We start from the raw sequence: 23,809 nt of genomic DNA, 5'->3' as shown, positions 1-23,809 counted from the left end.
TCGTTTGCATGGTGTTGGTACGGGCGACTCCCGCCCGACGTACGGGGCCAGGTACCGTGATAGGCGGCCTGGCCCCTAGGCCACCGAAGGCCGCGGATAACCCAAGGAGCTGCAAGGTGTTCTTCGACATAGGACCCCTCGAGCTGGTGGCGCTCGTGATCCTTGCCGTGCTCATCTTCGGTCCGGACAAGCTCCCCAAGGTCATCCAGGACGTCATGTCCTTCGTCCGCAAGGTCCGGGCGTTCTCGGACAGCGCCAAGGAGGACATCCGCAGCGAGCTGGGGCCGGAGTTCAAGGACTTCGAGTTCGAGGACCTCAAGCCCAAGAACTTCGTGCGCAAACACGTCCTGGAGAAGGACGAGTACGGCCTCAAGGACCTTCAGGAGATCCGTAACGGCTTCGACCTGAAGAAGGAGATGGCCGAGGTCACCGACGCCGTCCACGGCCACGACAGCGCCTCCTCCGCCACGCCCTCGAACGGCTCGGGTCCGAGCCTGTCCAAGGAGTCCCCGGCGGCCTCCGCCGGGTCCCCCGACATGGTCAAGAGGGCCGCTCAGCCGGACGAGCGTCCGCCGTTCGACGCCGACGCCACCTGACACACACCGGTATGACTGTCTGCGTGGACGCCTATGGCTATGCTCCGGGTGTCCGGGGTTCGGTCGCCTGAGGGGGGCGGGCCGCCCACGACGCAGGGCAACAAGGAGGCTCCGCGCAGATGGAGACGACCAGTCCGTCAGCGACACATGAGGCGGCCGCCGCCGGCCGGAAGGTCGACGGCTATCTGCTGGCCGCGTTCCCGTGGTACGGCCTCGACGAGGCGTTCACCGGTCCGCGCTGGCTGATGCAGGTCGGCGCGGCCGCGGACGGCACCGTCGAGCACGGCGCCACCGGGCACGGTGAGGAGCCCACCATCAAGGTGGAACCGCCGCAGGACGAGCGGTTCGCGGTCGTGGTGACGGTCGCCAGCCGCCCCGTGCGGCGCAGCGGTGACGGGACCGGCGTCCTGGAGGCGACCTCGGTCTCGACGGCCGCCTGGCTCGCCGGGTCGGGGCTGCTCGCGCAGACCTGGCCGACCCAGATGGACCGGACGCTGCGCCAGGACTGGCTGGACCAGCAGACGATGCTCGCCTGGGAGCTGGCCGACGATCTCGGCGGCGGGAGCTGGAGCGAGCTGATGCTGCCGGTGGACGGGGTCCCCACCTCGTTCGCCTACCGCGAGTCCGAGTACGGCTGGGTGCTGGCCGGCTCGGCGAGCGAGGGCCCCGAGGAGGTCCACATCGGCGCCTACGGGCGCGGGATGAGCGCGTACGGCCTGGGCTTCTCGGTGATCAAGGACCTGGCCGCGTACGAGGGCTGACCGGCCGCGTACGAGAGCCGGGGCCGAGCCGAGGGCCGGGCGGGCCGGCACCGGACGGCCGGCACAACAGCGAGGGGCGGACCCGTGTGGGCCCGCCCCTTTTCGCGTCATCCGGGAGCCGGGGCTGCGACCTCCACGGGGCGCAGCACCTGGCGCCGTCTCAGAACTTGTTGCGCGGGGTGATCCCCAGCGACATACCGGACAGGCCCCGCGCCCGGCCGCCCAGCTTGCCCGCGATCGACCTGATGGCCGAGCCGGCGGGGGAGTCGGGGTCGGTCAGCACGACCGGCTTGCCCTCGTCGCCGCCCTCGCGCAGCCGGACATCGATCGGGATGGCGCCGAGCACCGGCACCTGAGCGCCCGTGGTCCGGGTCAGGCCCTCGGCGACCCGCTCGCCACCGCCGGTGCCGAAGACGTCGACCATCTCGTCGCAGTGCGGGCAGGGCAGCCCGGACATGTTCTCGACCACGCCGACGATCTTCTGGTGGGTCTGCACGGCGATCGAACCGGCCCGCTCGGCGACCTCGGCGGCGGCCTGCTGCGGGGTGGTGACCACCAGGATCTCGGCGTTCGGCACCAGCTGCGCCACCGAGATCGCGATATCGCCGGTGCCCGGGGGCAGGTCCAGCAGCAGCACGTCCAGATCGCCCCAGTAGACGTCGGCGAGGAACTGCTGGAGCGCGCGGTGCAGCATCGGGCCGCGCCAGACGACCGGGGCGTTGCCCGGGGTGAACATGCCGATCGAGATGACCTTCACGCCGTTCGCCGACGGCGGCATGATCATGTTCTCGACCTGGGTGGGCTTGCCGTAGGCGCCCAGCATGCGGGGCACGGAGTGGCCGTAGATGTCGGCGTCCACGACACCGACCTTCAGACCGTCCGCCGCCATCGCCGCGGCGAGGTTGACCGTCACCGAGGACTTGCCGACACCGCCCTTGCCGGAGGCGACCGCGTAGACCCGGGTCAGCGAACCGGGCTGGGCGAACGGCACCTCACGCTCGGCGGTGCCGCCGCGCAGCGAGGTCGCCAGCTCCTTGCGCTGCTCGTCGCTCATCACGTCCAGCTCGACGGCGACGGAGGTGACGCCCTCGACCCGCTCGACGGCCTCGCGCACGTTGTTCGTGATCGTCTCGCGCATCGGGCAGCCGGAGACGGTCAGATAGACCACGACCGCCACCGCGCCGTCCGCCGCGATGTCCACCGATTTGACCATCCCCAGCTCGGTGATGGGGCGGTGGATCTCAGGGTCGTTCACCGTCGCGAGCGCGTCGCGGACCGCGTCCTCGCTCGGGGTGGCGCCATGGGGAGTGTCGGTAGCCATGACCCGATGGTACGGCGCGTGAGGGTGCCTCCGGAAAGCCCGTCAGCGGTCGCGTTCATCACTCTCCGCCTCAGCCGGCTGCCGAAGCTCCAGATCCCTGAGCATGTCCTGGAGCTCGGAGCGGATCCAGTCGCGGGTGGCGACCTCGCCGAGCCCGAGCCGCAGCGCCGCGATCTCCCGGGTCAGATACTCGGTGTCGGCGATGGAGCGCTCGTTCTGCTTGCGGTCCTGCTCGTGGGTGACCCGGTCGCGGTCGTCCTGGCGGTTCTGCGCCAGCAGGATCAGCGGCGCGGCGTACGACGCCTGGAGCGACAGCGCCAGCGTCAGGAAGATGAACGGGTACTGGTCGAACCGCAGACCGCTGGGCACGGTGGTGTTCCAGATGACCCACACGATGATGGTGAAGGTCATCCAGACGATGAAGCGGCCGGTCCCCAGGAAGCGGGCGATCTTCTCCGAGAGCCGCCCGAAGGCCTCCGGGTCGTACTCGGGCAGGAACGTACGGCGGGGCGCGCGCGGCTGGTCCAGGCGCACCCGCGGGCGGTCCGCGGCGCCCCGGCGCAGCGCGGAGGCGCCGTTCGCCCGCGACCGTTCCCGGCCGCCGTCCCGTTCGTCAGCGGCCATGCGCGGCCTTCCCGAGGCTGCCGTTGCCGGTCAGACCGGCGGCCGCCGTGCCGTGCAGCCCGTCCTCCCGCCAGTCGTCCGGCAGCAGATGGTCCAGCACGTCGTCGACGGTGACCGCGCCCAGCAGGGCCCCGCTCTCGTCCACGACCGGCGCGGCGACCATGTTGTACGCGGCCAGATAGCTGGTCACCTCCGGCAGCGGGGTGTCCGGCGGCAGGGCCGGCAGATCGGTGTCGGCGATCGAGCTGACCAGGGTGAACGGCGGGTCGCGCAGCAGCCGTTGGAAGTGCACCAGGCCCAGGTACTTGCCGGTGGGGGTCTCGTCCGGGGGCCGGCAGACATAGACCTGGGCGGCCAGGGCGGGGGAGAGGTCCGGGTCGCGGACCCGGGCCAGCGCGTCCGCGACGGTGGCGTCCGGCCGCAGCACGATCGGCTCGGTGGTCATCAGCCCGCCCGCGGTCCGCTCCTCGTACGACATCAGCCGCCGCACATCCGCGGCCTCCTCCGGCCGCATCAGCGCCAGCAGCCGCTCCTTCTCCTCCTCCGGCAGCTCGGAGAGCAGATCGGCGGCGTCGTCCGGGTCCATCGCCTCCAGGACGTCGGCGGCCCGCTCGTCCTTCAGCTTGCCGAGGATCTCCACCTGGTCGTCCTCCGGCAGCTCCTCCAGGACGTCGGCGAGCCGGTCGTCGTCGAGCGCCGCGGCGACCTCGGCACGGCGCTTGGCGGAGAGATGGTGCAGCACGCCGGCCAGGTCGGCGGGCCGCAGCTGTTCGAAGGTGGCCAGCAGGCTCTCCGCGCCCTGCCCGTGCTCCTCCAGCGAGAAACCGGTCACCGCCGACCACTCCACGGTCAGCGCCTCCCCCTTGCGGCGCAGCGCCCCGCCCTTCCCCTTCCGTACGAAGACCTTGTCGATCTCCCAGTCCCGGCGGGCCGGCAGCTGGGTGATGCCGATGTCGAGGACGGTGACCTCCTCACCGGTCTCCACCAGCCGCACCCGCCGGTCGAGCAGCTCGCCGAGCACCAGCGTCTCGGACACCCGCTGCTCGAAGCGCCGCATGTTGACCACGCCGGTGATGACGAACTGGCCGGAGTCCACACCGGTCACCCGTGTCATGGGGACGAAGATCCGGCGCCGGCTGATCACCTCGACGACCACACCGAGCAGCCGCGGCGGCCGGTCGCCGACCCGGAGCAGGGCGACGAGGTCCCGCAGCCGGCCGACCTGGTCGCCGTTGGGGTCGAAGACGGCGCTGCCGGCGAGATGGGAGACGAAGACCCGGGGAGTCACGACTGCCATGCAGAGCGCCGCCCTTCTCCCGTTCGGCCCGAAATAAGGCATCGATCCGGGTTCAGGCTAACGCGCCCGGGTCCGCGCCGCCCCGGTGAAAGAGGCCGTAGGGTGACCGCCACGCACCCCGCGGAAGACCCTGCGCAGCCCAGGTACGCTGCCGTACTGCTGTCGACGTCACCCGCATCAGGAGGCAGAGCCGACGTGAGCGCAATCCCCCCGGGCGCCGGCCCCCGACCCCTGCCCGGAACCCGTCGTACGGGCCGGGCCGCGCTCGTGGGGGCGGTCTGCGCGGCACTGGCCGTGGCGCTGACCGGCTGCGGCGAGGAGGAAGATCCGGACGCCGGCACCAACGGCATGGGAAAGTTGCCCGCCGCGAAGATCGAGTCCAAGGCGCGGGCCGCGGCCCAGCGCGCCGATACGGTGCACCTCTCCGGCAATGTCGTCAGCCAGGGCCGCACCTACAAGCTCGACATGAGCCTGGCCAAGGACGGCGCCAAGGGCGAGCTGACCACGAAGGCCGCCGCCTTCCAGCTGCTGCGGGTCGGCGAGGCGCTCTATCTGAAGGCGGACGCGGCCTTCTGGGCCGGTGAGAAGAGCGGCCGGTCGGGCGCGCCCGACCAGGCGGCGAACAAGCTCGGCGGCAAATACGTCAAGGTGCCCGCCAAGGACCCCGTCTACAAGCGCTTCAGCGGCTTCACCGACAAGGACACCCTGCTCGCCGGTCTGCTCGGGCTGCACGGCAAGCTGACCGCCGGTGACCGCGACGACCTCGACGGGGTCCGCACCATCCGTCTGACCGCCGCCGCGGGCTCCGGCGGCACCCTGGACGTCTCGCTGGAGGGCACGCCCTACCCGCTGCGGCTGCGGCGGGCCGGCGGCGCGGGCGTGGTGCGGTTCGCCGACTGGGGCAAGAGCGTGGACCTCAAGGCCCCGCCCAAGGACCAGGTCGTGGACTACGGCACCCGGATCTCCGGCGGCGGCCGGTAGCGGGGCACAGCCGGCCCGTACCCCTCGCTGTCGTCGGGCGGGGCAGGGCAGGGGCCTGACGGCCCGGGGCTCAGCCCTTGCGCCCCCGCCGCAGCAGCTTCGGCAGCGCGGCCGGAACGGGCCGCCGGGTGATCGCGGAGGTCGCCAGCGGCGGTGCGGCGTGCGACTCCTCGGGCATCTGCCCGGGACGCTGTGCGGTGTCCCCGGTCGGCTCCAGCCGCAGCACCCGGCACTCGCGCGCCCAGCGCTCGGTGAGGGTGTCCGCGTCCGGCGCGTTGAGCCGCTTGCCCTTGAGCTCGTCGACCGCGGCCCGCCAGGCCTCGCTCTCCGGCGCCAGCTCGACGACCCCGGCCTGCCAGGCGACCAGCCGGCCGCCCTTGTCCTTGCTGCGGACGGTGACCGTCGCGGTCCCGCCGTCGGTCAGCCCGAGGTCGGCCAGCGGCTGCTCGCCGGGGCCGTCCCCGATGAGGCAGGCGGCTCCGTCGAGCCACAGATGCCACAGCGCACGGGACGGGCCCGCCGTCCCCCGTACCCAGATGAGGCCGGACTTCTTCGTGGCCTCTTCGATGAGCGCCCGATCCTGCAGGGCCTGCGACACGGTCTCCTTCATACGGCTCAGCCTAATCGCCCCGGCCACGGGCGACCGGGGCCGCCCAGGCGCTGAGATGCGCGGACCCGCAGGCCGCGGCGCCGGACGGCGACCGGCAGCCCCGCGGGCGGGTGCCGGGAGCCGGGGTCACAGCCATCCGTTGCGCTTGAACCCGCGGTGGATGCCGAAGCAGATGGCGACCGTCGCCAGCAGCACGGCCGGATAGCCGAACTTCCAGTGGAGCTCCGGCATGTAGTCGAAGTTCATGCCGTAGATCCCGGCGATCATCGTGGGCACGGCGAAGATCGCCGCCCATGCCGTGATCTTGCGCATGTCCTCGTTCTGCGCGACGGCGGCCTGGGCGAGGTTGGCCTGCAGGATGGAGTTGAGCAGATCGTCGAAGGACAGCACCTGCTCATTGACCCGCGCCAAGTGGTCGGCGACGTCCCGGAAGTACTTCTGGATGTCGGAGTCCACCAGCCGCATCGGGCGCTCGCTCAGCAGCTGCATCGGCCGCAGCAGCGGCGACACCGCCCGCTTGAACTCCAGCACCTCACGCTTGAGTTGGTAGATCCGTCCGGCGTCGCCGCCCTTGGGGGAGCCCTTGCTGCCGGGGCCCTTGCCGTTGGAGCCGGAGCTGAAGACGTCGATCTCCACCTCGTCGATGTCGTCCTGCACCGCGCCGGCCACCGCCATGTAGCCGTCGACGACCTGGTCGGCGATGGCGTGCAGCACCGCGGACGGCCCCTTGGCCAGCAGCTCCGGGTCGTCCTGCAGCCGGTGCCGCAGCGCACGCAGCGAGCCCTGACCGCCGTGCCGCACCGTCACGATGAAGTCCCGGCCGGTAAAGCACATCACCTCGCCGGTCTCCACGACCTCGCTGGTCGCGGTCAGCTCGGTGTGCTCGACGTAGTGGACCGTCTTGAAGACGGTGAACAGGGTCTCGTCGTAGCGCTCCAGCTTGGGCCGCTGGTGAGCGTGCACGGCGTCCTCGACGGCGAGCGGGTGCAGCCCGAACTCCTGGGCGATACCGGCGAATTCGGCCTCGCTCGGCTCGTGCAGCCCGATCCAGGCGAAGCCGCCCTCGGCCCGGACGCCGGCCATCGCCTCGGCCGGGGAGACGTGCTCGCTCACCCGGCGGCCCTCGCGGTAGACGCCGCAGTCGACGATGGCGCTGTTCGGGCAGATCGGGGTGGACGTGGCGTACTGGTACGAGGGGTCGTCGCGACGCCGGGACGGACGGACGGCGGCGCGCAGGTCGCGGATCATCGACATGGCAGGCTCCTTCACGGGCCGGCCGTCAGCGCGGGCGCGGGGGGCAACGCTGCCCGGAACGTGGACGTACGAGGCGTCATCGGCCGTACGTCCGCAAAGCGGGCGGCGCTCCGTGCGGGGGCACTGACGGCAGTTCGCAGAAAACACGGAACAAAGAGTCGAAGGCGCTCTTCCGTCATCTACTTCCGGCGCAAAGGTGCTTCCCTGGTTTCACCGCTGAGCGGCTGGGTACGGAAGCTCTCGGATCAGGAGATTCGCTGCGCGAGGGGGATGACGGGAGAACTATCGGTACTGCACGGTCGACTCGGATCCACCGCAGCCCCACCTCCTCCGGCCGGTCCCCGTTGGGGGACGACGTCATTCCCTGACCAGACGGCAAGGCTATCAGCCGCCTGAAGCGTTACGGTGCCGCTTTGCCCGTTCGATACGAAGAACGGAGACGCCGCACAGCAGCCCGATGAGGGGTGACGGCCTGGCACGGGACCGGCCGTATGCTCGCGCCATGTCTGACGTTCTTGAGCTGGTCGAGGCCCGGTTGCGGACAACCCTGGGCGAGCCGGACGCGCGTGCCGCCGTCACTTTCCTCGGGACCGACCGTATCGAGGTCCTCCGCTTCGTGGACAGCGGGGTGGTCCGTTACGCCACGCTCGGGATGTCCGCGCAGCCCATGGCCGACCCCACCGCCGTGCTGGCCGATCCCCTGCGCGGTCCGCGCGCCGAACTCGTGCTGTCCGTACGGGCCGGCCGCGCCGACACCGACAAGGTGCTCCGGGCGCTCGCCGTGCTCGCCGCGTCCCCGCAGGTCGAGGGGGTGGTCGTGGCGCCCGGCGCCTCGCTGGACGTGGGCGAGCCGCTGTGGCCGGGCGCGGCCTTCACCTCGGTGCTGGTCGCCTCGCCCGGTGGTCTCGTCGAGGACCTCGAACTGGATGAGCCGATGGAGCCGGTCCGCTTTCTGCCGCTGCTGCCGATGACGCCCAACGAGGCGGCCTGGAAGCGGGTGCACGGTGCCGAGGCCCTGGAGAAGCGCTGGCTGGAGCACGGCACGGACCTGCGCGATCCGCTGCGCACGGGCGTTCCGCTCGACTGAGCCGCGAGCCGCCGGGCAGCGGTGCGCCCCGCCGGCCCTCCGGAGGGAGGGCGGACGGGGCGTCAGTTTCCTTGCGGGGGGGGGGCGGGTGCGGCGGCTTCTTTGCCGGGGCAGGAGCGGCGGCCGGTCAGCGGGCGGCGAAGGCCGTGACCCCGTCCTCCGTGGCATGCTGCGGGGCCCGCTCCTCGGCCTCGGTGGTCAGAGCCCGGCGCCGGACCGCGACGATGACAGTGCCGGTCACCGCCGCGCCGGCCGCGACCACGAAGGGGAGGTGGACATCGGCCCACTCCTCGATCTTGGGCGCGAGGAACGGCGCGGCCGCCGCCGCGAACCAGCGCACGAAGTTGTAGCCGGCGCTCGCCACCGGGCGCGGCGCATCCGAGACGCCCAGCGCCAGTTCCGTGAAGACGGTGTTGTTCAGGCCGATGAAGGCGCCGGACAGGACGGTGCAGACGATGGCGGTGGTGTGGTCGCCGTAGCCCAGCACGAGCAGATCGGCGGCGAGCAGCAGCAGCGAGGCGCACAGCACCTTCAGCGAGCCGAAGCGGTGCTGTAGCCGGGGCGCCACGATCACCGAGAACACCGCGAGCAGCACACCCCAGGCGAAGAAGACGCCCCCCGACTTGTAGGGGGACATGTTCAGCACGAACGGGGTGAAGGCCAGCACCGTGAAGAACGCGTAGTTGTAGAAGAACGCGGAGACGGCGGTGGCGGCCAGCCCGCCGTGGCCGAGCGCCTTGACCGGGGCGAGCAGCGAGGTCCTGGCGGCCGGCTTCGGCTGCTCCTTGAGGAAGGCCGTGATGGCGAGGAAGCCGACGGCCATCAGGGCGGCGGTCCCGAAGAACGGGTAGCGCCACTTCATGTCACCGAGGACCGCGCCCAGCAGCGGGCCGCAGGCCATGCCGAGCCCCAGTGCTGACTCGTACAGCAGGATCGCGGCGCTGCTCCCGCCGGTCGCCGCGCCCACGATCACCGCCAGGGACGTGGAGACGAACAGGGCGTTGCCCAGGCCCCAGCCCGCCCGGAAACCCACCAGTTCGGCGACCGACCCCGACATTCCGGAGAGCGCCGCGAAGACCACCACCAGCGCCAGCCCGGCCAGCAGCGTCTTGCGGCCGCCGATGCGGCTGGAGACGAAGCCGGTGACCAGCATCGCGACGGCGGTGATCAGGAAGTAGGAGGTGAAGAGGAGGGAGACCTGGCTGTTGGTGGCGTGCAGGCCCCGGGCGATCGAGGGGAGGATCGGGTCGACGAGGCCGATGCCCATGAAGGCCACGACCGAGGCGCCCGCCGTGGCCCAGACGGCCTTCGGCTGGCGGAGCAGGGAGGTGCCGCCCTCCTTGAACGGATCGTCCGCGCCGCTGTGGCCGCCGTTCTTCGTGCCGCTCATGCTGCGGTTCCCCTTCCTGTTGCCGGTTGCGTATCCCTGGTCCGCGGCGGCCCGCTGCCCCACCGCCGAGATCGTTGACGATTACACACAATAAGTTAGACGATCTAAAGAATGCAAGCTGCAACTAGTTTTCCGGTGGGGCGGGCGGGCCGGGGAAAGCGGTCAATTGCGCGGCGGCGCAAGTGATTCGGGGCACACCGGTCGGGTGATCGTCCTTGACGCGGCGGCGGGGCTGGAGGACCGTGGGTCCCTATGAGGGGCGAACCCAGTTGCCCGAAGTGCGGAGGCCGGGTAAGGGCGCCCGGTCTCTTCTCCGACACCTGGCAGTGCGCCCTGCACGGCACCGTGCATCCACTCCAGCCGGTCGTCCCGCCGAGCGTCGAGGCGCTCGGCGTTGTCGTGCACCGCGCCCAGGTGCCCGTGTGGATGCCCTGGCCGCTGCCGGTCGGCTGGCTGTTCACCGGTGTGGCCTGCGCCGGCGACGACCGCAGCGGCGGCCGGGCGACCGCGGTGGCCTGCACGGGTCCCAGCCCGCTCGGCGGCCCCGGCGAACTGCTGCTGATCGCCGAGGAACTGGGCGTCGGACTCGGCGCGCGCTACGCCGGTATCGACGGCCCCGACCCCGGCCGCCATATCTGCGTCGACAAGCACCCGCACGGCAAGGTGCTCGCCGCCGGCCGCCCGACCCCGTTGTGGCATGTCGACGACGCGCCCCCGGACCGCGCGGTCTTCGCGGGTGAGGCACGTGGGCTGTGGATCTGGGCGATCGCCTGGCCCGAGCAGTCGGGCCTGATGATGTACGACGAGCTGGTGCTGACCGATCTGCGCGAGGCCGGGGCCGAGGTGGATCTGCTGCCGTGCGGGGCGCTGTCGCCGCGGATCCTGAGCTGACCGCCGGGCCTTGGGTCCGGGCCGCTGCGGCAGTCCCGCGGGGGCGGGTGCCACCCGGCCGCCCGGTATCCTGCTGAGGTCCCCTTACGGTGTACCTGTACCCGGCGTGTCCCGGGCCCTGTCCCCCGTCCGTCCCGCAGCAGTCTGGAGTCCGCGTCGTGCGTATCGATCTGCACACCCACTCCACGGCCTCCGACGGTACGGACACCCCCGCCGAGCTGGTGCGCAACGCCGCGGCCGCCGGTCTGGACGTCGTCGCGCTGACCGATCACGACACCGTCGGCGGCCACGCCGAGGCGCGTGCGGCGCTGCCCGGGGGGCTGACGCTGATCACCGGCGCCGAACTCTCCTGCCGGATCGACGGGGTGAGCCTCCATATGCTCGCCTACCTCTTCGACCCCGAGGAGCCCGAGCTCGCCCGCGAGCGGGAGCTGGTACGGGACGACCGGGTGCCGCGGGCCCAGGGCATGGTCGCCAAGCTGCGGGACCTCGGGGTGCCGATCACCTGGGAGCAGGTCGCCCGGATCGCCGGGGACGGCGCCGTGGGGCGGCCGCACATCGCCACCGCCCTCGTCGACCTGGGCGTGGTCCCCACCGTCTCCGACGCCTTCACCTCCGAGTGGCTCGCCAACGACGGCCGGGCGTACGTGCAGAAGCATGAGCTCGACCCGTTCGACGCGATCCGGCTGGTCAAGGCGGCGGGCGGGGTCACCGTCTTCGCGCACCCGCTGGCCGTCAAGCGCGGCAGCTGCGTACCGGAGAGCGCGATAGCCGAACTCGCCGCGGCCGGCCTCGACGGCATCGAGGTCGACCACATGGACCACGATGACCCGACCCGCGCGCGGTTGCGCGGTATGGCCGCCGAACTCGGCCTGCTGACCACCGGCTCCAGCGACTACCACGGCAGCCGTAAGACCTGCCGGCTCGGCGAATACACCACCGACCCCGAGATCTACGGCGAGATCGTGCGCCGCGCGACCGGCGCCTTCCCCGTTCCCGGCACCGGCGGCTGAGCCCGCCGCGGCCGGCTGCCGCACCATGTGCCCCGGTCCGCAGGACCGTCACCACTCAACGGGCCGTTTCCGTCCGGGCGATCAGCAGACCCTTGCCCGCCCGCCACCCCACCACCCCCTTCTTACGGGCCCGCGTCCGCGCGCCGGTCCGTGGCTCATCCCGTACCACCTCTCGCAAGGCCTTCACCGTGTTCGACGTCGCCGTCTTCAGTACTCTCTTCGTCACCCTCTTCGTGATCATGGATCCGCCGGGCATCACCCCGATCTTCCTGGCCCTGACCTCCGGCCGGCCGGCCAAGGTGCAGCGCCGGATGGCCTGGCAGGCGGCCGCCGTCGCCTTCTGTGTCATCGCCCTCTTCGGTCTTTTCGGCCGGCAGATCCTGGGGCGGCTGCACATCTCCACACCCGCGCTGATGATCGCGGGCGGTCTGCTGCTCCTGCTGGTCGCGCTGGATCTGCTGACCGGCAAGTCGGAGGAGCCGACCCAGACCAAGGACGTCAATGTGGCGCTGGTGCCGCTGGGCATGCCGCTGCTGGCCGGGCCCGGCGCGATCGTGTCGGTGATCCTCGCGGTGCAGCACGCCCACGGCGTCGCCGCGCAGATCTCCGTCTGGGCGGCGATCGCGGCGATCCATGTGGTGCTGTATCTGGTGATGCGGTTCTCACTGGTGATCATCCGTGTGATCAAGGACGGGGGAGTGGTCCTGGTCACGCGGCTGGCGGGCATGATGCTCTCCGCGCTCGCCGTACAGCAGATCATCAACGGCGTACTGCAGGTGATCCAGTCGGCGGCCTGACACCGCGGGCGGCCCACGGCCGTGGACAGCGCAGCGCCCCCGTACGACCTGTGCGTACGGGGGCGCTCGTGCGGTGCGGCCGATCGCGGTCGGCCGTCAGATGTCGTGCGTCAGATCTCGTGCCTCGTCGTGCGGCGGAACTCGGTGTTAACGGATGGCGGTGTCGGCCGGCCGGATGTAGATGCGCTGGCCCGTCGAGGCGGCCTGCTGCACGATCCGGTTGACGGAGGCGGCGTCCACGACGGTGCTGTCCACGGCGGTGCCGTCGACATCGTCCAGGCGCATGATCTCGAAGCGCATACGGCTTCTCCCTTCGTCTGATCCTCCTGTGGAGAACTCTTGAGCCGGAGCTGCCCGGCGTCACTGCCCGGCGCTCCGTACTGGTAGAACGTCCTGCTCAGTGCAATCATTCCCTACGCTAAAGAAAAATTTCGACGGTCTAAGTACGTCGGCAGGGGAGCGGTTGTGCTCGCAGAGTGACCGCCCGGACAATGGGTCCGGTATGAATGACGTCCAGCCCACGGGCCCCACCGACCTCGCCGCGCTCGCCGTCGGAATCGAGCGCACCAACGAGCTGCTCACGCAGGTGCTCGCCGAGGTCGCCACCACCCCGTCCACCCATGCGGCCTTCGTCGACGCGGGCTATGTATACGCCGCGGCGGGCCGGCTGGTCGCCGGCACGGAGGACCGCAAGGCCTTCGACCTGGACGCGGAAGGGATCATCGAGGCCTTTATCGACAAGGCCCGGATGATCTTCCCGGACAGCCGGCTGCTGCGCGTCTACTGGTACGACGGCGCCCGCCGCCGTATCCACACCCAGGAACAGCAGCGGATCGCCGAGCTGCCCGATGTGAAGGTCAGGCTCGGCAACCTCAACGCCAACAACCAGCAGAAGGGCGTCGACTCCCTGATCCGTTCGGACCTGGAGTCGCTGGCCCGGCACCGCGCGATCAGCGACGCGGTGCTGATCGGCGGCGACGAGGACCTGGTCTCCGCGGTGGAGGCGGCACAGGGCTACGGCGCACGCGTCCACCTCTGGGGCATCGAAGCCTCCGGCGGCCGCAATCAGGCCGAGCCGCTGCTGTGGGAGGTCGACAGTGCGCGCACCTTCGACCTGGAGTTCTGCAAGCCGTACGTCACCCGGCGGGCCGGTGTCGACTTCTCCGACCAGCCCGTGGGCGAGGGGCCGGCCCCCAGCCGCGACGACGTGCGCTTCGTCGGCGCACAGGTCGCCGCCCAGTGGCTGTCGGAACGCGGCCGAGAGTGGGTGGCCGGGCTGCTCCCCGGCCATCCCTATCTGCCCGGCGCCGTCGACCAGGAGCTCCTGACCGCGTCGGAGGCGCTGCTGCGGCACTCCCTGCGCGGCCATGCCGATCTGCGCCGGGTCCTGCGCGACGGCTTCTGGGACCACGTTCAGGGGCAGTACTAGGGCGTGTCGTTCGGTGCCTTTCCGGCGCCGTGGGGACCTCGATCAGGCCCGCGCGAGCAGCTCCGTGAGGCGGTCGAAGAAGCCCGACCAGCCCGCCTCCGCCTGGCGGTACTGCTCGGAGGTGAGATTGCCGCCGAGCTGACGGAAGGCCATCTCCGTACGGTCCCCGAGGGCGGTCAGGGTGACCCGGACGATCTCGCCCTCGATGCCGTCCGGCGCGGACGCGTCCTTGAGCGTGAACTCCAGCCGCTCCGGGGGAGCGACCTCACGGTAGACCCCGGAGAACGGCAGCTCACCGCCGTCCGGGGTCTGCATCACCAGACTCCAGACCCCGCCCGGCCGGGGGTCCATCGTCATCCGGTCGACCGGCACCGTCAGCTCCCCGCCGAACCAGTACGCGAAGTGCTCGGGCGTCGTCCACGCCTCGAAGACCAGCTCAGGGCGGGCATCGAAGGTCCGGGTGAGCGCGATGCCATGGGGGCCTTCGGTGTCGGCCGGGGGAGTCGCCGGATTCTCGGTCATCAGGGAGCCCTTCGTACGAAGCCGGTGCGGACCGGGCGCCGGTGCCGGCCCGTCTCCCTCGATGCTCGCCGAACCGCCCGGCGCTGTCCTGGCGACACCGCCCGCTCGGCCCACACGGCCCGGCCTCAGCCCACCCCGCTCCAGAACCCGGCCAGCGCCTCGGCCGTCTTCTCCGGGCGTTCGGCGTTGGGGGAGTGCTCGGCGCCCTCGATGACGGTGCGCCGGGCGGACAGCCGCTCGGCCATGGCGTCCATCCACGACACCGGCCAGGCATAGTCGACGGCGCCGGAGACGACATGGGTGGCCAGCCCCGTACGGGCCAGCTCCGCCACCCGGTCGGGCTCCTCCAGCATCTGCTGGCCGGTCGCGATCAGCTGCTCGGGGACGGTGTTCAGCCAACGACGGTGCAGGAACGCGCCGACCTCCGGCGGCGTCGCCGCGTCCGCCGCCTCCGGGGGATCCAGTTCGCGCATCGCCCGCCAGACGCTCTCCATGTCGAGCGTGCCGAGCGCCTCGATCAGCATCCGTACCCGGGCCTGCTGGGACGCCTCGATGGCGGCGGGCCCGGAGCTGAGCACGGTGAGGGAACGGAACGGGGCCGCGTCCAGCAGCACGGCGGCCCGCGTGATCAACCCGCCCAGGGAGTGCCCCAGCAGATGGACCGGCCCGCTGTCCGGCTCCCGCACGGCCCGCGTCTGAGCCAGCACATCGAGAGCCAACTCCCTTTGTGCGTACGCCAGTTCATTGCGCGGTCCGGGGGATTCGTGCTGTCCGCGGCCGTCCACCGCGACCGCCCGGAACCCGGCCGCGGCGAGCGGTTCCAGCAAGGCGACGAAGTCCTCCTTGCTGCCGGTGAATCCGGGCACCAGCAGGGCGGTCCCGATCGGTGCGGCCTCGGGCCGGGCGTCCTGCACGGCGAACGAGCCGCGCTCGGTGTCGAGTCGGTACGCACGGGCGCACGGGGGCACTGTGAGGGTGGGCGGCCTGCTCATGAGGCGAGGTTATCCGGGCCGGACGGCAAAACGGGGCCGGGACGCCGACGACCCGGCACCCGCAGTGCGGGGCCGGGTCGTCGGGCCGGAAGGGTCCGGTGCGGTCCGGGAGGGTCAGCTCTCGGGAGTCGCCTCGGCCACGGCGGCCTTGGCGCGGGTGCGGCGGCGCACCGGCTTGGCCTCGGCGGTCTCGGCGGCCTCGGGAGCGTCCGCGGCCGGCTTGGCGGCGGCGCTCTTCCGCGTCCGCTTCGGCTTGGCCGGAGCGTCCTCGGTGGCGGGGGTGTCCGCCGCGGCCTCGGCGGCCTTGGCGGCGGCGGTCTTCCGCGTCCGCTTGGGCTTGGCCGGAGCCTCGACAGCGCCTTCGGCGGTGTCCGCCGCGGCCTCGGCGGCCTTGGCGGCGGCCGTCTTACGGGTCCGCTTGGGCTTGGCCGGAGCCTCGACAGCGCCTTCGGCGGTGTCCGCCGCGGCCTCGGCGGCCTTGGCGGCAGCTGTCTTACGGGTCCGCTTCGGCTTGGCCGGAGCCTCCACCACGGTGTCCGCGGCCTCGACCACGGTCTCCGTCACCACGGCCGGCGCCGTCTCCGCGGCGGCCTTGGCGGCGCCACGGCTGCGGCGGCGCGGCTTGGCCGGTGCCTCGGCGGGCTCCGTCACGGCCACGGACTCGGCGGCGAGCGCCGCGCCCTCGGCCGCCAGCGCCCTCGCGGCGACCTCGACGGTCTGGAAGCTCTCGGTCTCCACCGGACGCGCGACCCGGGTACGGCGGCGGCGCGGCTTGGCGGGCTCGGCGGGAGCCTCGGCCACCACGGCGGCGGACTCGGTCACCACGGCGGCGGTGGGCGCGGCCTCGGCGACCGGCGCCGTCACGGCAGCACCGGACTGGCCCGAGCGGGTACGGCGACGGCGGCGAGGCTGCCGCGGTCCGGCGGCCTCCGTGCTCTCCGTGCTCTCGGCGGCAGCGGGCGACCCGGTCGTCTGCGCCTCGGAGCCGGCCGGGCCGTCCAGCGGAGTGCCGCCACGGGTGCGGCGGCGCTGCCGCGGGGTACGGGTGCGCGGGGGGCGCTCCTCCTCCACGGCCGCGCCCCGACGGGGGCCACGGCCACGGCCGCCGGTCTCGCCCAGGTCCTCGACCTCTTCTGCGGCCAGCCCGGCCCGGGTGCGCTCGGCGCGCGGCAGCACGCCCTTGGTGCCGTCCGGGATGTTGAGCTGCGCGTAGAGGTGCGCCGAGGTGGAGTAGGTCTCCTCCGGCTCGTCGAACGGCAGGTCCAGCGCCTTGTTGATCAGCTTCCAGCGCGGGATGTCGTCCCAGTCGACGAGGGTGACCGCGGTGCCCTTGGCGCCCGCCCGGCCCGTACGGCCGATGCGGTGCAGGTAGGTCTTCTCGTCCTCGGGCGACTGGTAGTTGATGACATGGGTCACACCCTCGACATCGATACCGCGGGCGGCGACATCGGTGCAGACCAGGACATCGACCTTGCCGTTGCGGAAGGCGCGCAGCGCCTGCTCACGGGCGCCCTGGCCGAGGTCGCCGTGCACCGCGCCGGAGGCGAAGCCACGGCGCGCGAGCTGGTCGGCGATGTCGGCGGCGGTCCGCTTCGTCCGGCAGAACACCATCGCCAGGCCCCGGCCCTCGGCCTGGAGGATGCGGGAGACCATCTCCGGCTTGTCCATGGAGTGGGCGCGGAAGACGTGCTGGGTGGTGTTGCGGACGGTCTGGCCCTCGTCGTCCGGCGCGGTGGCGCGGATGTGCGTGGGCTGCGACATGTAGCGGCGGGCCAGGGAGATGACCTGGCCGGGCATGGTCGCGGAGAACAGCATCGTCTGGCGCTTGGCCGGCAGCAGCTGGATGATCTTCTCGACATCGGGCAGGAAGCCCAGGTCGAGCATCTCGTCGGCCTCGTCCAGGACCAGGCTCTTGACCTGCGAGAGGTTCAGCTTCTTCTGGCCCGCCAGGTCGAGAAGGCGGCCGGGCGTGCCGACGACGACGTCGACGCCCTTCTTCAGCGCCTCGACCTGCGGCTCGTAGGCACGGCCGCCGTAGATGGCCAGCACCCGGACATTGCGCACCTTGCCGGCGGTGAGCAGGTCATTGGTGACCTGCTGGCACAGCTCGCGGGTGGGGACGACCACCAGGGCCTGCGGGGCCTCTGTCAGCTCCTCGGGCCGGGCACGGCCCGCCTCGACGTCCGCGGGGACCCTGACGCGCTCAAGGAGCGGCAGGCCGAAGCCCAGGGTCTTGCCCGTACCGGTCTTGGCCTGGCCGATGACGTCGTTGCCGGAGAGGGCGACGGGGAGCGTCAGCTCCTGGATGGGAAAGGGGGAGATGATGCCGACGGCTTCCAGCGCCTCGGCCGTCTCGGGGAAAATCCCGAGGTCTCGAAATGTAGACAGAATCTTGCCTCTTCTGTGAGACGCGGCGTGAGGCGGCGAAGGGGGTCGTACCGCACCTTCGTACGGGTTCGTACGGGCCGGCCTGAGGCGGCCGGTGGGGCGGGACCACTGCCAACGCTCAGGCACTCCTGCCGCGAGCGGTGTCCCTCCTGCTGTGCGTATGTCTGCTACGCGCCGCAAAAGAGGGCGGTCGGTTTGGAGCCGATCGGGCCACCGACCGGGCATCCGCTTCGTGGAACGACCCACCGATACTCGGCAGGTCCAAATACCACTGTACCCCGGATATGGCGCGCTCATCCGAAGGCTTGTATGAGTGAGGAATACATCACGGCCTGGTCCGGCCTCCGGGCGCCGGCTACGACCGTCGTTCGTACGGGGGAACGGCAGTGGCTGACCAGGGCCTTCCCAGAGCCGCCGAGCGGGCTATTGTGCCGGTCATGGGAACGTCTGACAACGCCGCGGCTGACGCGCAAGAACACACCGGGATCGCCGCTCAGGACTGGGCGCAGGCATCCGCCGACCCGCAGTACCGGGCCGCCGTGATCGATCTGCTCGGCGCGCTCGCATACGGCGAGCTGTCCGCCTTCGAGCGCCTGGCGGAGGACGCCAAGCTCGCGCCGACGATGGACGACAAGGCCGAACTGGCCAAGATGGCCTCGGCCGAGTTCCACCACTTCGAGCGGCTGCGGGACCGGCTCGCACGGATCGAGGCGGAGCCGAACGAGGCGATGGAGCCGTTCGCCGCCGCCCTGGACGAGTTCCACCGCCAGACCGCGCCGTCGGACTGGCTGGAGGGCCTGGTCAAGGCCTATGTCGGCGACTCGATCGCCAGTGACTTCTACCGCGAGGTCGCGGCCCGGCTGGACTCCGACACCCGTGATCTGGTGCTGGCGGTGCTGGACGACACCGGGCACGCCTCGTTCGCCGTGGAGAAGGTGCGCGCGGCCATCGAGGCCGAGCCGCGGGTCGGCGGGCGCCTGGCGCTGTGGGCACGCCGTCTGATGGGCGAGGCGCTCTCGCAGGCGCAGCGAGTGGTCGCGGACCGCGACGCGCTCTCCACGATGCTGGTGGGCGGCGTGGCCGACGGCTTCGACCTCGCGGAGGTGGGCCGGATGTTCTCGCGGATCACCGAGGCGCACACCAAGCGGATGGCGGCGCTGGGGCTCGCGGCCTGACGTTCTTGCTGGGTGCCGGGCGGTTCAGGCCGTCCGGTGCCCCTTCAGTGCCGGTGCCGGCCGCCGAAGGCGCCGGTGCGGCGGGCGCACCAGGACCGACAGCAGGGCCGCCCCGACGGCGACCGAGGCGACCATCACCTGGACGGGATATCCCGGGCCGAGGATCGAGCGGGTCAGCACGGCACCGAGCAGCGCCGCGACCGGGCCCGTCGCCAGCGTGAGGGCGCGCGAGGGGAAACGGTCGGGCAGCCATCGCGTGGCGGACAGGGCGATGGCAAAGCCGATGAGCAGGGCGCCGAGCGCTTCCCAGATCATGCTGTTCCCTCCCGCGTGACAACGCCGATCGGTCGAACAAATCGGTCGTAGGCGGTCGTACCCAGGGGGCACCGGCAGCAACCCTCCCGGTGCCGGTCCGCTGCCTGATCAGCCCAGCCGAACCGACTCGAACGGCCTGATCTGCGCAAATGCGGCGGCCCTGGGCCCGGAACCGGCGCCCGGCCGAGCCGCGAAAGACGACAGAAAGGCGGCGACCCGGAGAGGAGATCCCCGGGCCGCCGCCCCTGTCACGTCATGGGCGCCGCAGTCGGCGCCCCCTGCTCAGAGCGCGCCGAATCCGACCTTGCGGGCGGTCGGCTCGCCGATCTCCACATAGGCCAGCCGGTCCGCCGGGACCAGGACCTTGCGACCGTGGTCGTCCACCAGGCTCAGCAGCTGTGACTTGCCGCCCAGCGCGTCGGACACCGCGCTCTCGACCTCTTCGGCAGACTGCCCGCTCTCCAGAATGATCTCGCGGGGCGCATGCTGCACGCCGATCTTGACCTCCACGGCTTTTGTCCCTCCGACGGTCAGTTGGGGTGCGCGGCCATCCGCGCCGTACGCAGCACACATTAGCCCGGTACGGGGATGCGCAGGACGCCATGGGCCACGCCCGCAGCGAACAGGGTCAGTGCGTGTCGCCGCCCTGCAGCGGGAAGCCGGCGATGCCCTTCCATGCGAGCGACGTCAGCAGCTGCACCGCGGTGTCCCGCGGGACACCGCTCTCCGAGGACAGCCAGTAGCGCGCCACCACCTGGGAGACCCCGCCCAGGCCCACGGCCAGCAGCATCGACTCGTCCTGCGACAGCCCGGTGTCCTCGGCGATCACCGCGCTTATGGCCTCGGCGCACTCCAGCGACACCTTGTCCACCCGCTCACGGACCGCCGGGTCGTTGGTGAGGTCCGACTCGAACACCAGCCGGAAGGCGCCGCCCGGATCCTCCACGTACGCGAAGTAGGCGTCCATCGTGGCCGCGACCCGCTGCTTGTTGTCGGTCGTCGACGCCAGCGCCGCCCGCACCGAGTGCAGCAGTGCCTCGCAGTGCTGGTCGAGCAGGGCGAGGTAGAGGTCCAGCTTGCCCGGGAAGTGCTGGTAGAGCACCGGCTTGCTGACGCCCGCCCGCTCGGCGATGTCGTCCATCGCGGCCGCGTGGTAGCCCTGCGCCACAAAAACTTCCTGGGCAGCGCCCAGAAGCTGGTTGCGCCGGGCTCGGCGTGGCAGGCGTGTGCCCCGCGGGCGCGCCGCCTCGGTCTGCTCGATGGCGCTCACGCTGCCTCCCAGAAATTGTTCCGTACGCGGCCAGTACAAGGTGGTGCACCGCGCCCGCCATCGTACTTTTGGGTAACCCGGCTGTGCGCGGTCCGGGCCGAGAATTTATGCCCGGTCCCGATACCGGAAGCCGACATAACGCCCCAGGTCATCGGTATTCGTCTTCGTTGAGCTCCACGACGCGGGCCTGTTCGGCGCGATCCGCCTCGTTCGCGGAGTCCGGGTCGGCGGTGGTCGGCGGCTCGTCGCGTTGCGGGGTGAGGTCGGTGTACTGCTCCGCCGCGTCCGCTTCCGGTGCTTCGACATCGAACTCGGTGGCGTCGCTCTCGTCCTCGAAAGTATCCGGGTCTGTCGGGTCGACGCGCATGGTGGCTCCCTTTCTCGCGTGCTCGCTTCGACGGCTGGTGCCTGGCATGACAGCAGGGGCCGGGGCGGCTGCCCTCGCCTACGAGCGTAGGAGAGTGGCCGCGGCAGCGCGATGCGGTGTGTGACCGCGGACACACGATCGGGGGCGTGATCGTCTCGTAACATCGACCCATGTCTTCGACCGAGTCGCCGGACACCGCGACCGCCGCCCTCCCGGTGCCCCCGGCCGGCCCCGGCCGGCAGGGCGCGACGGAGACGGTGCACACCGTGACCCTGCCGGGCCTGACGCTGACCGTACGGGCACCGGCCGGACGGCTCGCGCCGCGGGACGGCGACGGAGACGCCGGCACCGGGCAAGACCGCGAGCCCGCGCTCTACGTCCACGGCCTCGGCGGCTCCTCGCAGAACTGGTCGGACCTGATGCCGCTGCTCGCCGACCGGGTGGACGGCGAGGCCGTCGACCTGCCCGGCTTCGGGCACTCACCGCCGCCGGACGACGGCAACTACTCCGTCTCCGCGCAGGCCCGCGCGGTCATCCGCTACCTCGACGCGGCCGGGCGCGGCCCCGTCCACCTCATCGGCAACTCCATGGGCGGCGCCGCCTCCACCCGCGTGGCGGCGGTGCGCCCGGACCTCGTGCGCACCCTGACGCTGATCTCTCCGGCGCTGCCCGAGCTGCGCCCGCAGCTGACGGCGGTGCCCACCGCACTGCTCGCCGTGCCCGGTATCGCCGGGCTCTTCGGCCGGCTCACCCATGACTGGACGCCCGAGCGCCGCACCCGTGAGGTGCTGGCGCTCTGTTACGGCGATCCCGGCCGGGTCAGCCCGGAAGGGTTCAACGCCGCGGCCGACGAATATGCACGGCGGCTCGAACTCCCGTATTTCTGGGAGGTGATGGAGCGCTCGGCGCGCGGCCTGGTGAACGCGTACACACTCGGCGGACAACATAATTTGTGGCGTCAGGCAGAGAGAGTGCTCGCTCCCACCCTTCTCGTCTACGGTGGGCGCGACCGCCTGGTCTCCTTCCGGATGGCGCGGCGGGCGGCCGCGGCGTTCCGCGGTTCGCGACTGCTGACGCTGCCGGAGGCGGGTCATGTGGCGATGATGGAGTACCCGGAGACAGTGGCGCGGGCCGTCCGTGAACTGCTCGACAGTGAAGTGACCGATGTGACCGCTGATGCGGGCAGGAGCTGACACACCCCGTGGGACGCCATAGCCGCCGAGCCCGGCCGGAAACCGCAACGGACACCCCGGAGACGGCCGGTCCGCCCGCCGACGGCCCCTCGGGGGGCACCTCACCCGGGCCCGGCCGCGGACGCCGCAGACGCGAGCCGTTCGAGGGCGACGTGGTGCGCGGCGGACATCCCGAGCAGCGTGAGCCGGGCGGCGGCTGGGGCGAGTTCCCCGGGGCGCCGGCCTCCCCGGCGGCGCCCGCCCAGGGTGCGCCCCGGATTCCCCGGCCGCGCGCGGAGATGTTCGGCGGACCGGCCCTCGCCGCTCCGGGCAGCGGGCCGGGACCGCGGCGTGAGTATGTGGATGCCTTCGACGCCGGGCGGTTCCCGGGCGGTCCGGGCAAGGCGGGAGGCGCGAGCGACCCGGACGACGATGTGTTCCGGGCCGGCGCGCCGCGGACGGCGGGTCCGGCGGCCGGTGCGTACGGGCCCGGCGCGGACGGGGTGGCCCCCGGCGGCCGGTACACCGGTCGGTCGGTCGTCTTCGACCGGAACGAGATCGACGAGCTGGACCGGCAGGCGGAACTCGGCGCGGACGGCGCGGGGCCGAACGGCCCCGGGGAGCGGAACCCGGACGAGGAGTTCGACGCGGAGGAGTCGCGGAACGGCACCAAGAAGGGCGGAGCGGGCCGGACGTTCACCGGCGCGGCGGCCGCGGCGGTGACCACCGTGCTCGCCGTGGTCATCGCGGGTCAGGTGGCCGAGCAGCACAAGGAGAGCGGTGACCCGCAGCCGCGCAGCGGGAACGACCGTACCGACGGGCTCGGCGACGAGGCCTCCAGGTCGCACAGCAGGCCCACCCCGGACGCCAAGCCCGCCAGTTACGACGAGAAGATGAACCAGGTCTTCCCGCTGGACGCGGAACTGACCGCCACCGGCCGGTTCAAGCCGGCCGGCGGTGACGCCAAGGCGCCCGGCCGGGGCAAGGTGCTGCGCTATCGCGTCGATGTCGAGGAGGGGCTGCCGCTGGACGGCGAGCTGTTCGCCGAGGCGGTGCACAAGACCCTCAACGACAGCCGGAGTTGGGCACACGGCGGGAAGACGGCCTTCCAGCGGGTGGGGTCTGGCGACGCCGATTTCGTGATCACGCTGGCGAGTCCGGGGACCACCGACAAGTGGTGCGCCAAGTCCAACCTCGACACCAGCCAGGACAAGGTCTCCTGTGACTCCGCGGCGACCGAACGGGTCATGATCAACGCCTACCGGTGGGCGCAGGGCGCCCGCACCTACGGCCACGACAAGATGCACGCCTACCGGCAGATGCTGATCAACCACGAGGTCGGCCACCGTCTCGGGCACAACCACGAGGTCTGCTCCCGGCAGGGCGCACTGGCCCCGGTGATGATGCAGCAGACGAAGTTCCTGACGACGGACGGGGCGACCTGCCGGCCCAACTCCTGGCCGTTCCCCACCCAGCGCTGAACGGACCCGGCGCCCGGCGCGCGCACCACGCGGGGCCGGCCGATGTCCCGTGCCGGTCCACCGGGCAGGCGCGGGT

The 23,809-nt window shown here is 71.8% G+C and carries 25 protein-coding genes; 11 read left to right on the top strand and 14 right to left on the bottom strand.

Annotated elements, in window-relative coordinates; genetic code table 11:
• The first annotated feature begins 116 nt into the window (after nucleotides 1–116).
• Together SLV14N_RS13355 and SLV14N_RS13350 are read left to right on the top strand one after the other, a co-directional pair.
• A complete protein-coding gene (locus tag SLV14N_RS13355; RefSeq protein WP_093637671.1) occupies nucleotides 117–596 on the top strand; it encodes a sec-independent translocase in 480 nt (159 codons plus the stop codon).
• Nucleotides 597–715: 119 nt separating this feature from the next.
• On the top strand, nucleotides 716–1,357 hold the full coding sequence (locus SLV14N_RS13350; protein ID WP_018089412.1) for a hypothetical protein: 642 nt from the start codon (nucleotides 716–718) through the stop codon (nucleotides 1,355–1,357).
• Between the two features lie 160 nt (nucleotides 1,358–1,517).
• Here the strand turns inward: SLV14N_RS13350 and SLV14N_RS13345 are convergent, their stop codons facing one another.
• From SLV14N_RS13345 to SLV14N_RS13335, 3 genes are read right to left on the bottom strand one after another with little or no spacing between them, the layout of a single operon-like run.
• Nucleotides 1,518–2,678, bottom strand: a complete 1,161-nt coding sequence (locus SLV14N_RS13345; protein WP_208681112.1) for an Mrp/NBP35 family ATP-binding protein — start codon at nucleotides 2,676–2,678, stop codon at nucleotides 1,518–1,520.
• A 42-nt stretch (nucleotides 2,679–2,720) separates the two neighbouring features.
• Entirely contained in the window at nucleotides 2,721–3,302 is a 582-nt protein-coding gene (locus tag SLV14N_RS13340) for a DUF1003 domain-containing protein (protein WP_263269423.1), read from the bottom strand.
• Entirely contained in the window at nucleotides 3,292–4,599 is a 1,308-nt protein-coding gene (locus SLV14N_RS13335; protein ID WP_208681110.1) for a CBS domain-containing protein, read from the bottom strand. Before SLV14N_RS13335 ends, SLV14N_RS13340 begins: the two co-directional genes overlap by 11 nt.
• 267 nt (nucleotides 4,600–4,866) lie before the next feature.
• Here SLV14N_RS13335 and SLV14N_RS13330 point away from each other — a divergent pair, with 267 nt between their 5' ends.
• On the top strand, nucleotides 4,867–5,580 hold the full coding sequence (locus tag SLV14N_RS13330; protein WP_263273135.1) for a hypothetical protein: 714 nt from the start codon (nucleotides 4,867–4,869) through the stop codon (nucleotides 5,578–5,580).
• A 70-nt stretch (nucleotides 5,581–5,650) separates the two neighbouring features.
• On the opposite strand, the gene SLV14N_RS13325 is transcribed toward SLV14N_RS13330, so the two are convergent.
• Together SLV14N_RS13325 and SLV14N_RS13320 are read right to left on the bottom strand one after the other, a co-directional pair.
• Nucleotides 5,651–6,190: a hypothetical protein gene (locus SLV14N_RS13325; protein ID WP_263269421.1), complete on the bottom strand. Its 540-nt coding sequence runs from the start codon at nucleotides 6,188–6,190 to the stop codon at nucleotides 5,651–5,653.
• A 126-nt stretch (nucleotides 6,191–6,316) separates the two neighbouring features.
• The gene (locus SLV14N_RS13320) at nucleotides 6,317–7,444 is read right to left on the bottom strand and encodes a magnesium and cobalt transport protein CorA (protein ID WP_208681108.1); all 1,128 of its coding nucleotides are present in this window, start codon (nucleotides 7,442–7,444) and stop codon (nucleotides 6,317–6,319) included.
• Between the two features lie 502 nt (nucleotides 7,445–7,946).
• On the opposite strand from SLV14N_RS13320, the gene SLV14N_RS13315 reads away from it, so the two are divergent.
• Nucleotides 7,947–8,531: a suppressor of fused domain protein gene (locus SLV14N_RS13315; protein ID WP_127152911.1), complete on the top strand. Its 585-nt coding sequence runs from the start codon at nucleotides 7,947–7,949 to the stop codon at nucleotides 8,529–8,531.
• A gap of 127 nt (nucleotides 8,532–8,658) precedes the next feature.
• Here the strand turns inward: SLV14N_RS13315 and SLV14N_RS13310 are convergent, their stop codons facing one another.
• Nucleotides 8,659–9,921 carry an MFS transporter gene (locus tag SLV14N_RS13310; protein ID WP_208681107.1) on the bottom strand — a complete coding sequence of 421 codons (1,263 nt, stop codon included), beginning with the start codon at nucleotides 9,919–9,921 and terminating at the stop codon, nucleotides 8,659–8,661.
• A 252-nt stretch (nucleotides 9,922–10,173) separates the two neighbouring features.
• Here SLV14N_RS13310 and SLV14N_RS13305 point away from each other — a divergent pair, with 252 nt between their 5' ends.
• The 3 genes from SLV14N_RS13305 (at nucleotide 10,174) to SLV14N_RS13295 (ending at nucleotide 12,622) form a co-directional block, all read left to right on the top strand.
• On the top strand, nucleotides 10,174–10,812 hold the full coding sequence (locus tag SLV14N_RS13305; protein WP_018089420.1) for a DUF6758 family protein: 639 nt from the start codon (nucleotides 10,174–10,176) through the stop codon (nucleotides 10,810–10,812).
• Nucleotides 10,813–10,970: 158 nt separating this feature from the next.
• Nucleotides 10,971–11,825: a PHP domain-containing protein gene (locus SLV14N_RS13300; protein WP_263269420.1), complete on the top strand. Its 855-nt coding sequence runs from the start codon at nucleotides 10,971–10,973 to the stop codon at nucleotides 11,823–11,825.
• Nucleotides 11,826–12,013: 188 nt separating this feature from the next.
• A complete protein-coding gene (locus SLV14N_RS13295) occupies nucleotides 12,014–12,622 on the top strand; it encodes a MarC family protein (RefSeq protein WP_093637688.1) in 609 nt (202 codons plus the stop codon).
• 147 nt (nucleotides 12,623–12,769) lie between these two features.
• Here SLV14N_RS13295 and SLV14N_RS13290 read toward each other — a convergent pair whose 3' ends face one another.
• A complete protein-coding gene (locus SLV14N_RS13290; RefSeq protein ID WP_208681105.1) occupies nucleotides 12,770–12,922 on the bottom strand; it encodes a hypothetical protein in 153 nt (50 codons plus the stop codon).
• Nucleotides 12,923–13,124: 202 nt separating this feature from the next.
• Here SLV14N_RS13290 and SLV14N_RS13285 point away from each other — a divergent pair, with 202 nt between their 5' ends.
• The gene (locus tag SLV14N_RS13285; protein WP_208681104.1) at nucleotides 13,125–14,051 is read left to right on the top strand and encodes an NYN domain-containing protein; all 927 of its coding nucleotides are present in this window, start codon (nucleotides 13,125–13,127) and stop codon (nucleotides 14,049–14,051) included.
• Between the two features lie 42 nt (nucleotides 14,052–14,093).
• Here the strand turns inward: SLV14N_RS13285 and SLV14N_RS13280 are convergent, their stop codons facing one another.
• The 3 genes from SLV14N_RS13280 to SLV14N_RS13270 all read right to left on the bottom strand — a co-directional run bounded on the left by SLV14N_RS13280 (nucleotide 14,094) and on the right by SLV14N_RS13270 (nucleotide 18,079).
• Nucleotides 14,094–14,573, bottom strand: coding sequence for an SRPBCC domain-containing protein (locus tag SLV14N_RS13280; protein WP_263269418.1), 480 nt, complete (start codon nucleotides 14,571–14,573; stop codon nucleotides 14,094–14,096).
• 125 nt (nucleotides 14,574–14,698) lie between these two features.
• On the bottom strand, nucleotides 14,699–15,565 hold the full coding sequence (locus SLV14N_RS13275) for an alpha/beta fold hydrolase (protein WP_263269416.1): 867 nt from the start codon (nucleotides 15,563–15,565) through the stop codon (nucleotides 14,699–14,701).
• A 114-nt stretch (nucleotides 15,566–15,679) separates the two neighbouring features.
• Nucleotides 15,680–18,079, bottom strand: a complete 2,400-nt coding sequence (locus SLV14N_RS13270; protein ID WP_208681101.1) for a DEAD/DEAH box helicase — start codon at nucleotides 18,077–18,079, stop codon at nucleotides 15,680–15,682.
• A 311-nt stretch (nucleotides 18,080–18,390) separates the two neighbouring features.
• On the opposite strand from SLV14N_RS13270, the gene SLV14N_RS13265 reads away from it, so the two are divergent.
• Nucleotides 18,391–19,128, top strand: coding sequence for a ferritin-like fold-containing protein (locus SLV14N_RS13265; protein WP_208681100.1), 738 nt, complete (start codon nucleotides 18,391–18,393; stop codon nucleotides 19,126–19,128).
• 24 nt (nucleotides 19,129–19,152) lie between these two features.
• Here the strand turns inward: SLV14N_RS13265 and SLV14N_RS13260 are convergent, their stop codons facing one another.
• From SLV14N_RS13260 to SLV14N_RS13245, 4 genes are all read right to left on the bottom strand, one after another.
• On the bottom strand, nucleotides 19,153–19,443 hold the full coding sequence (locus tag SLV14N_RS13260; protein ID WP_018089429.1) for a hypothetical protein: 291 nt from the start codon (nucleotides 19,441–19,443) through the stop codon (nucleotides 19,153–19,155).
• Nucleotides 19,444–19,725: 282 nt separating this feature from the next.
• Entirely contained in the window at nucleotides 19,726–19,953 is a 228-nt protein-coding gene (locus tag SLV14N_RS13255) for a DUF3107 domain-containing protein (protein WP_018089430.1), read from the bottom strand.
• A 118-nt stretch (nucleotides 19,954–20,071) separates the two neighbouring features.
• Nucleotides 20,072–20,713 (bottom strand): TetR/AcrR family transcriptional regulator, encoded by a 642-nt coding sequence (locus tag SLV14N_RS13250; protein WP_208681099.1) that lies wholly within the window; start codon nucleotides 20,711–20,713, stop codon nucleotides 20,072–20,074.
• A gap of 148 nt (nucleotides 20,714–20,861) precedes the next feature.
• Nucleotides 20,862–21,080, bottom strand: a complete 219-nt coding sequence (locus SLV14N_RS13245) for a hypothetical protein (RefSeq protein ID WP_208681098.1) — start codon at nucleotides 21,078–21,080, stop codon at nucleotides 20,862–20,864.
• 170 nt (nucleotides 21,081–21,250) lie between these two features.
• Here SLV14N_RS13245 and SLV14N_RS13240 point away from each other — a divergent pair, with 170 nt between their 5' ends.
• Together SLV14N_RS13240 and SLV14N_RS13235 are read left to right on the top strand one after the other, a co-directional pair.
• Nucleotides 21,251–22,273 carry an alpha/beta fold hydrolase gene (locus SLV14N_RS13240; protein ID WP_208681097.1) on the top strand — a complete coding sequence of 341 codons (1,023 nt, stop codon included), beginning with the start codon at nucleotides 21,251–21,253 and terminating at the stop codon, nucleotides 22,271–22,273.
• An 8-nt stretch (nucleotides 22,274–22,281) separates the two neighbouring features.
• On the top strand, nucleotides 22,282–23,733 hold the full coding sequence (locus SLV14N_RS13235; protein ID WP_311044681.1) for a DUF3152 domain-containing protein: 1,452 nt from the start codon (nucleotides 22,282–22,284) through the stop codon (nucleotides 23,731–23,733).
• Nucleotides 23,734–23,809 lie beyond the last annotated feature (76 nt).

It is taken from the genome of Streptomyces sp. Je 1-4 4N24 (assembly GCF_026239515.1).
GTDB classification, from domain to species: domain Bacteria; phylum Actinomycetota; class Actinomycetes; order Streptomycetales; family Streptomycetaceae; genus Streptomyces; species Streptomyces nigrescens.
Note: the sequence above shows the minus strand (reverse complement) of the source record. Positions and strands in the feature narration are given on the sequence as shown.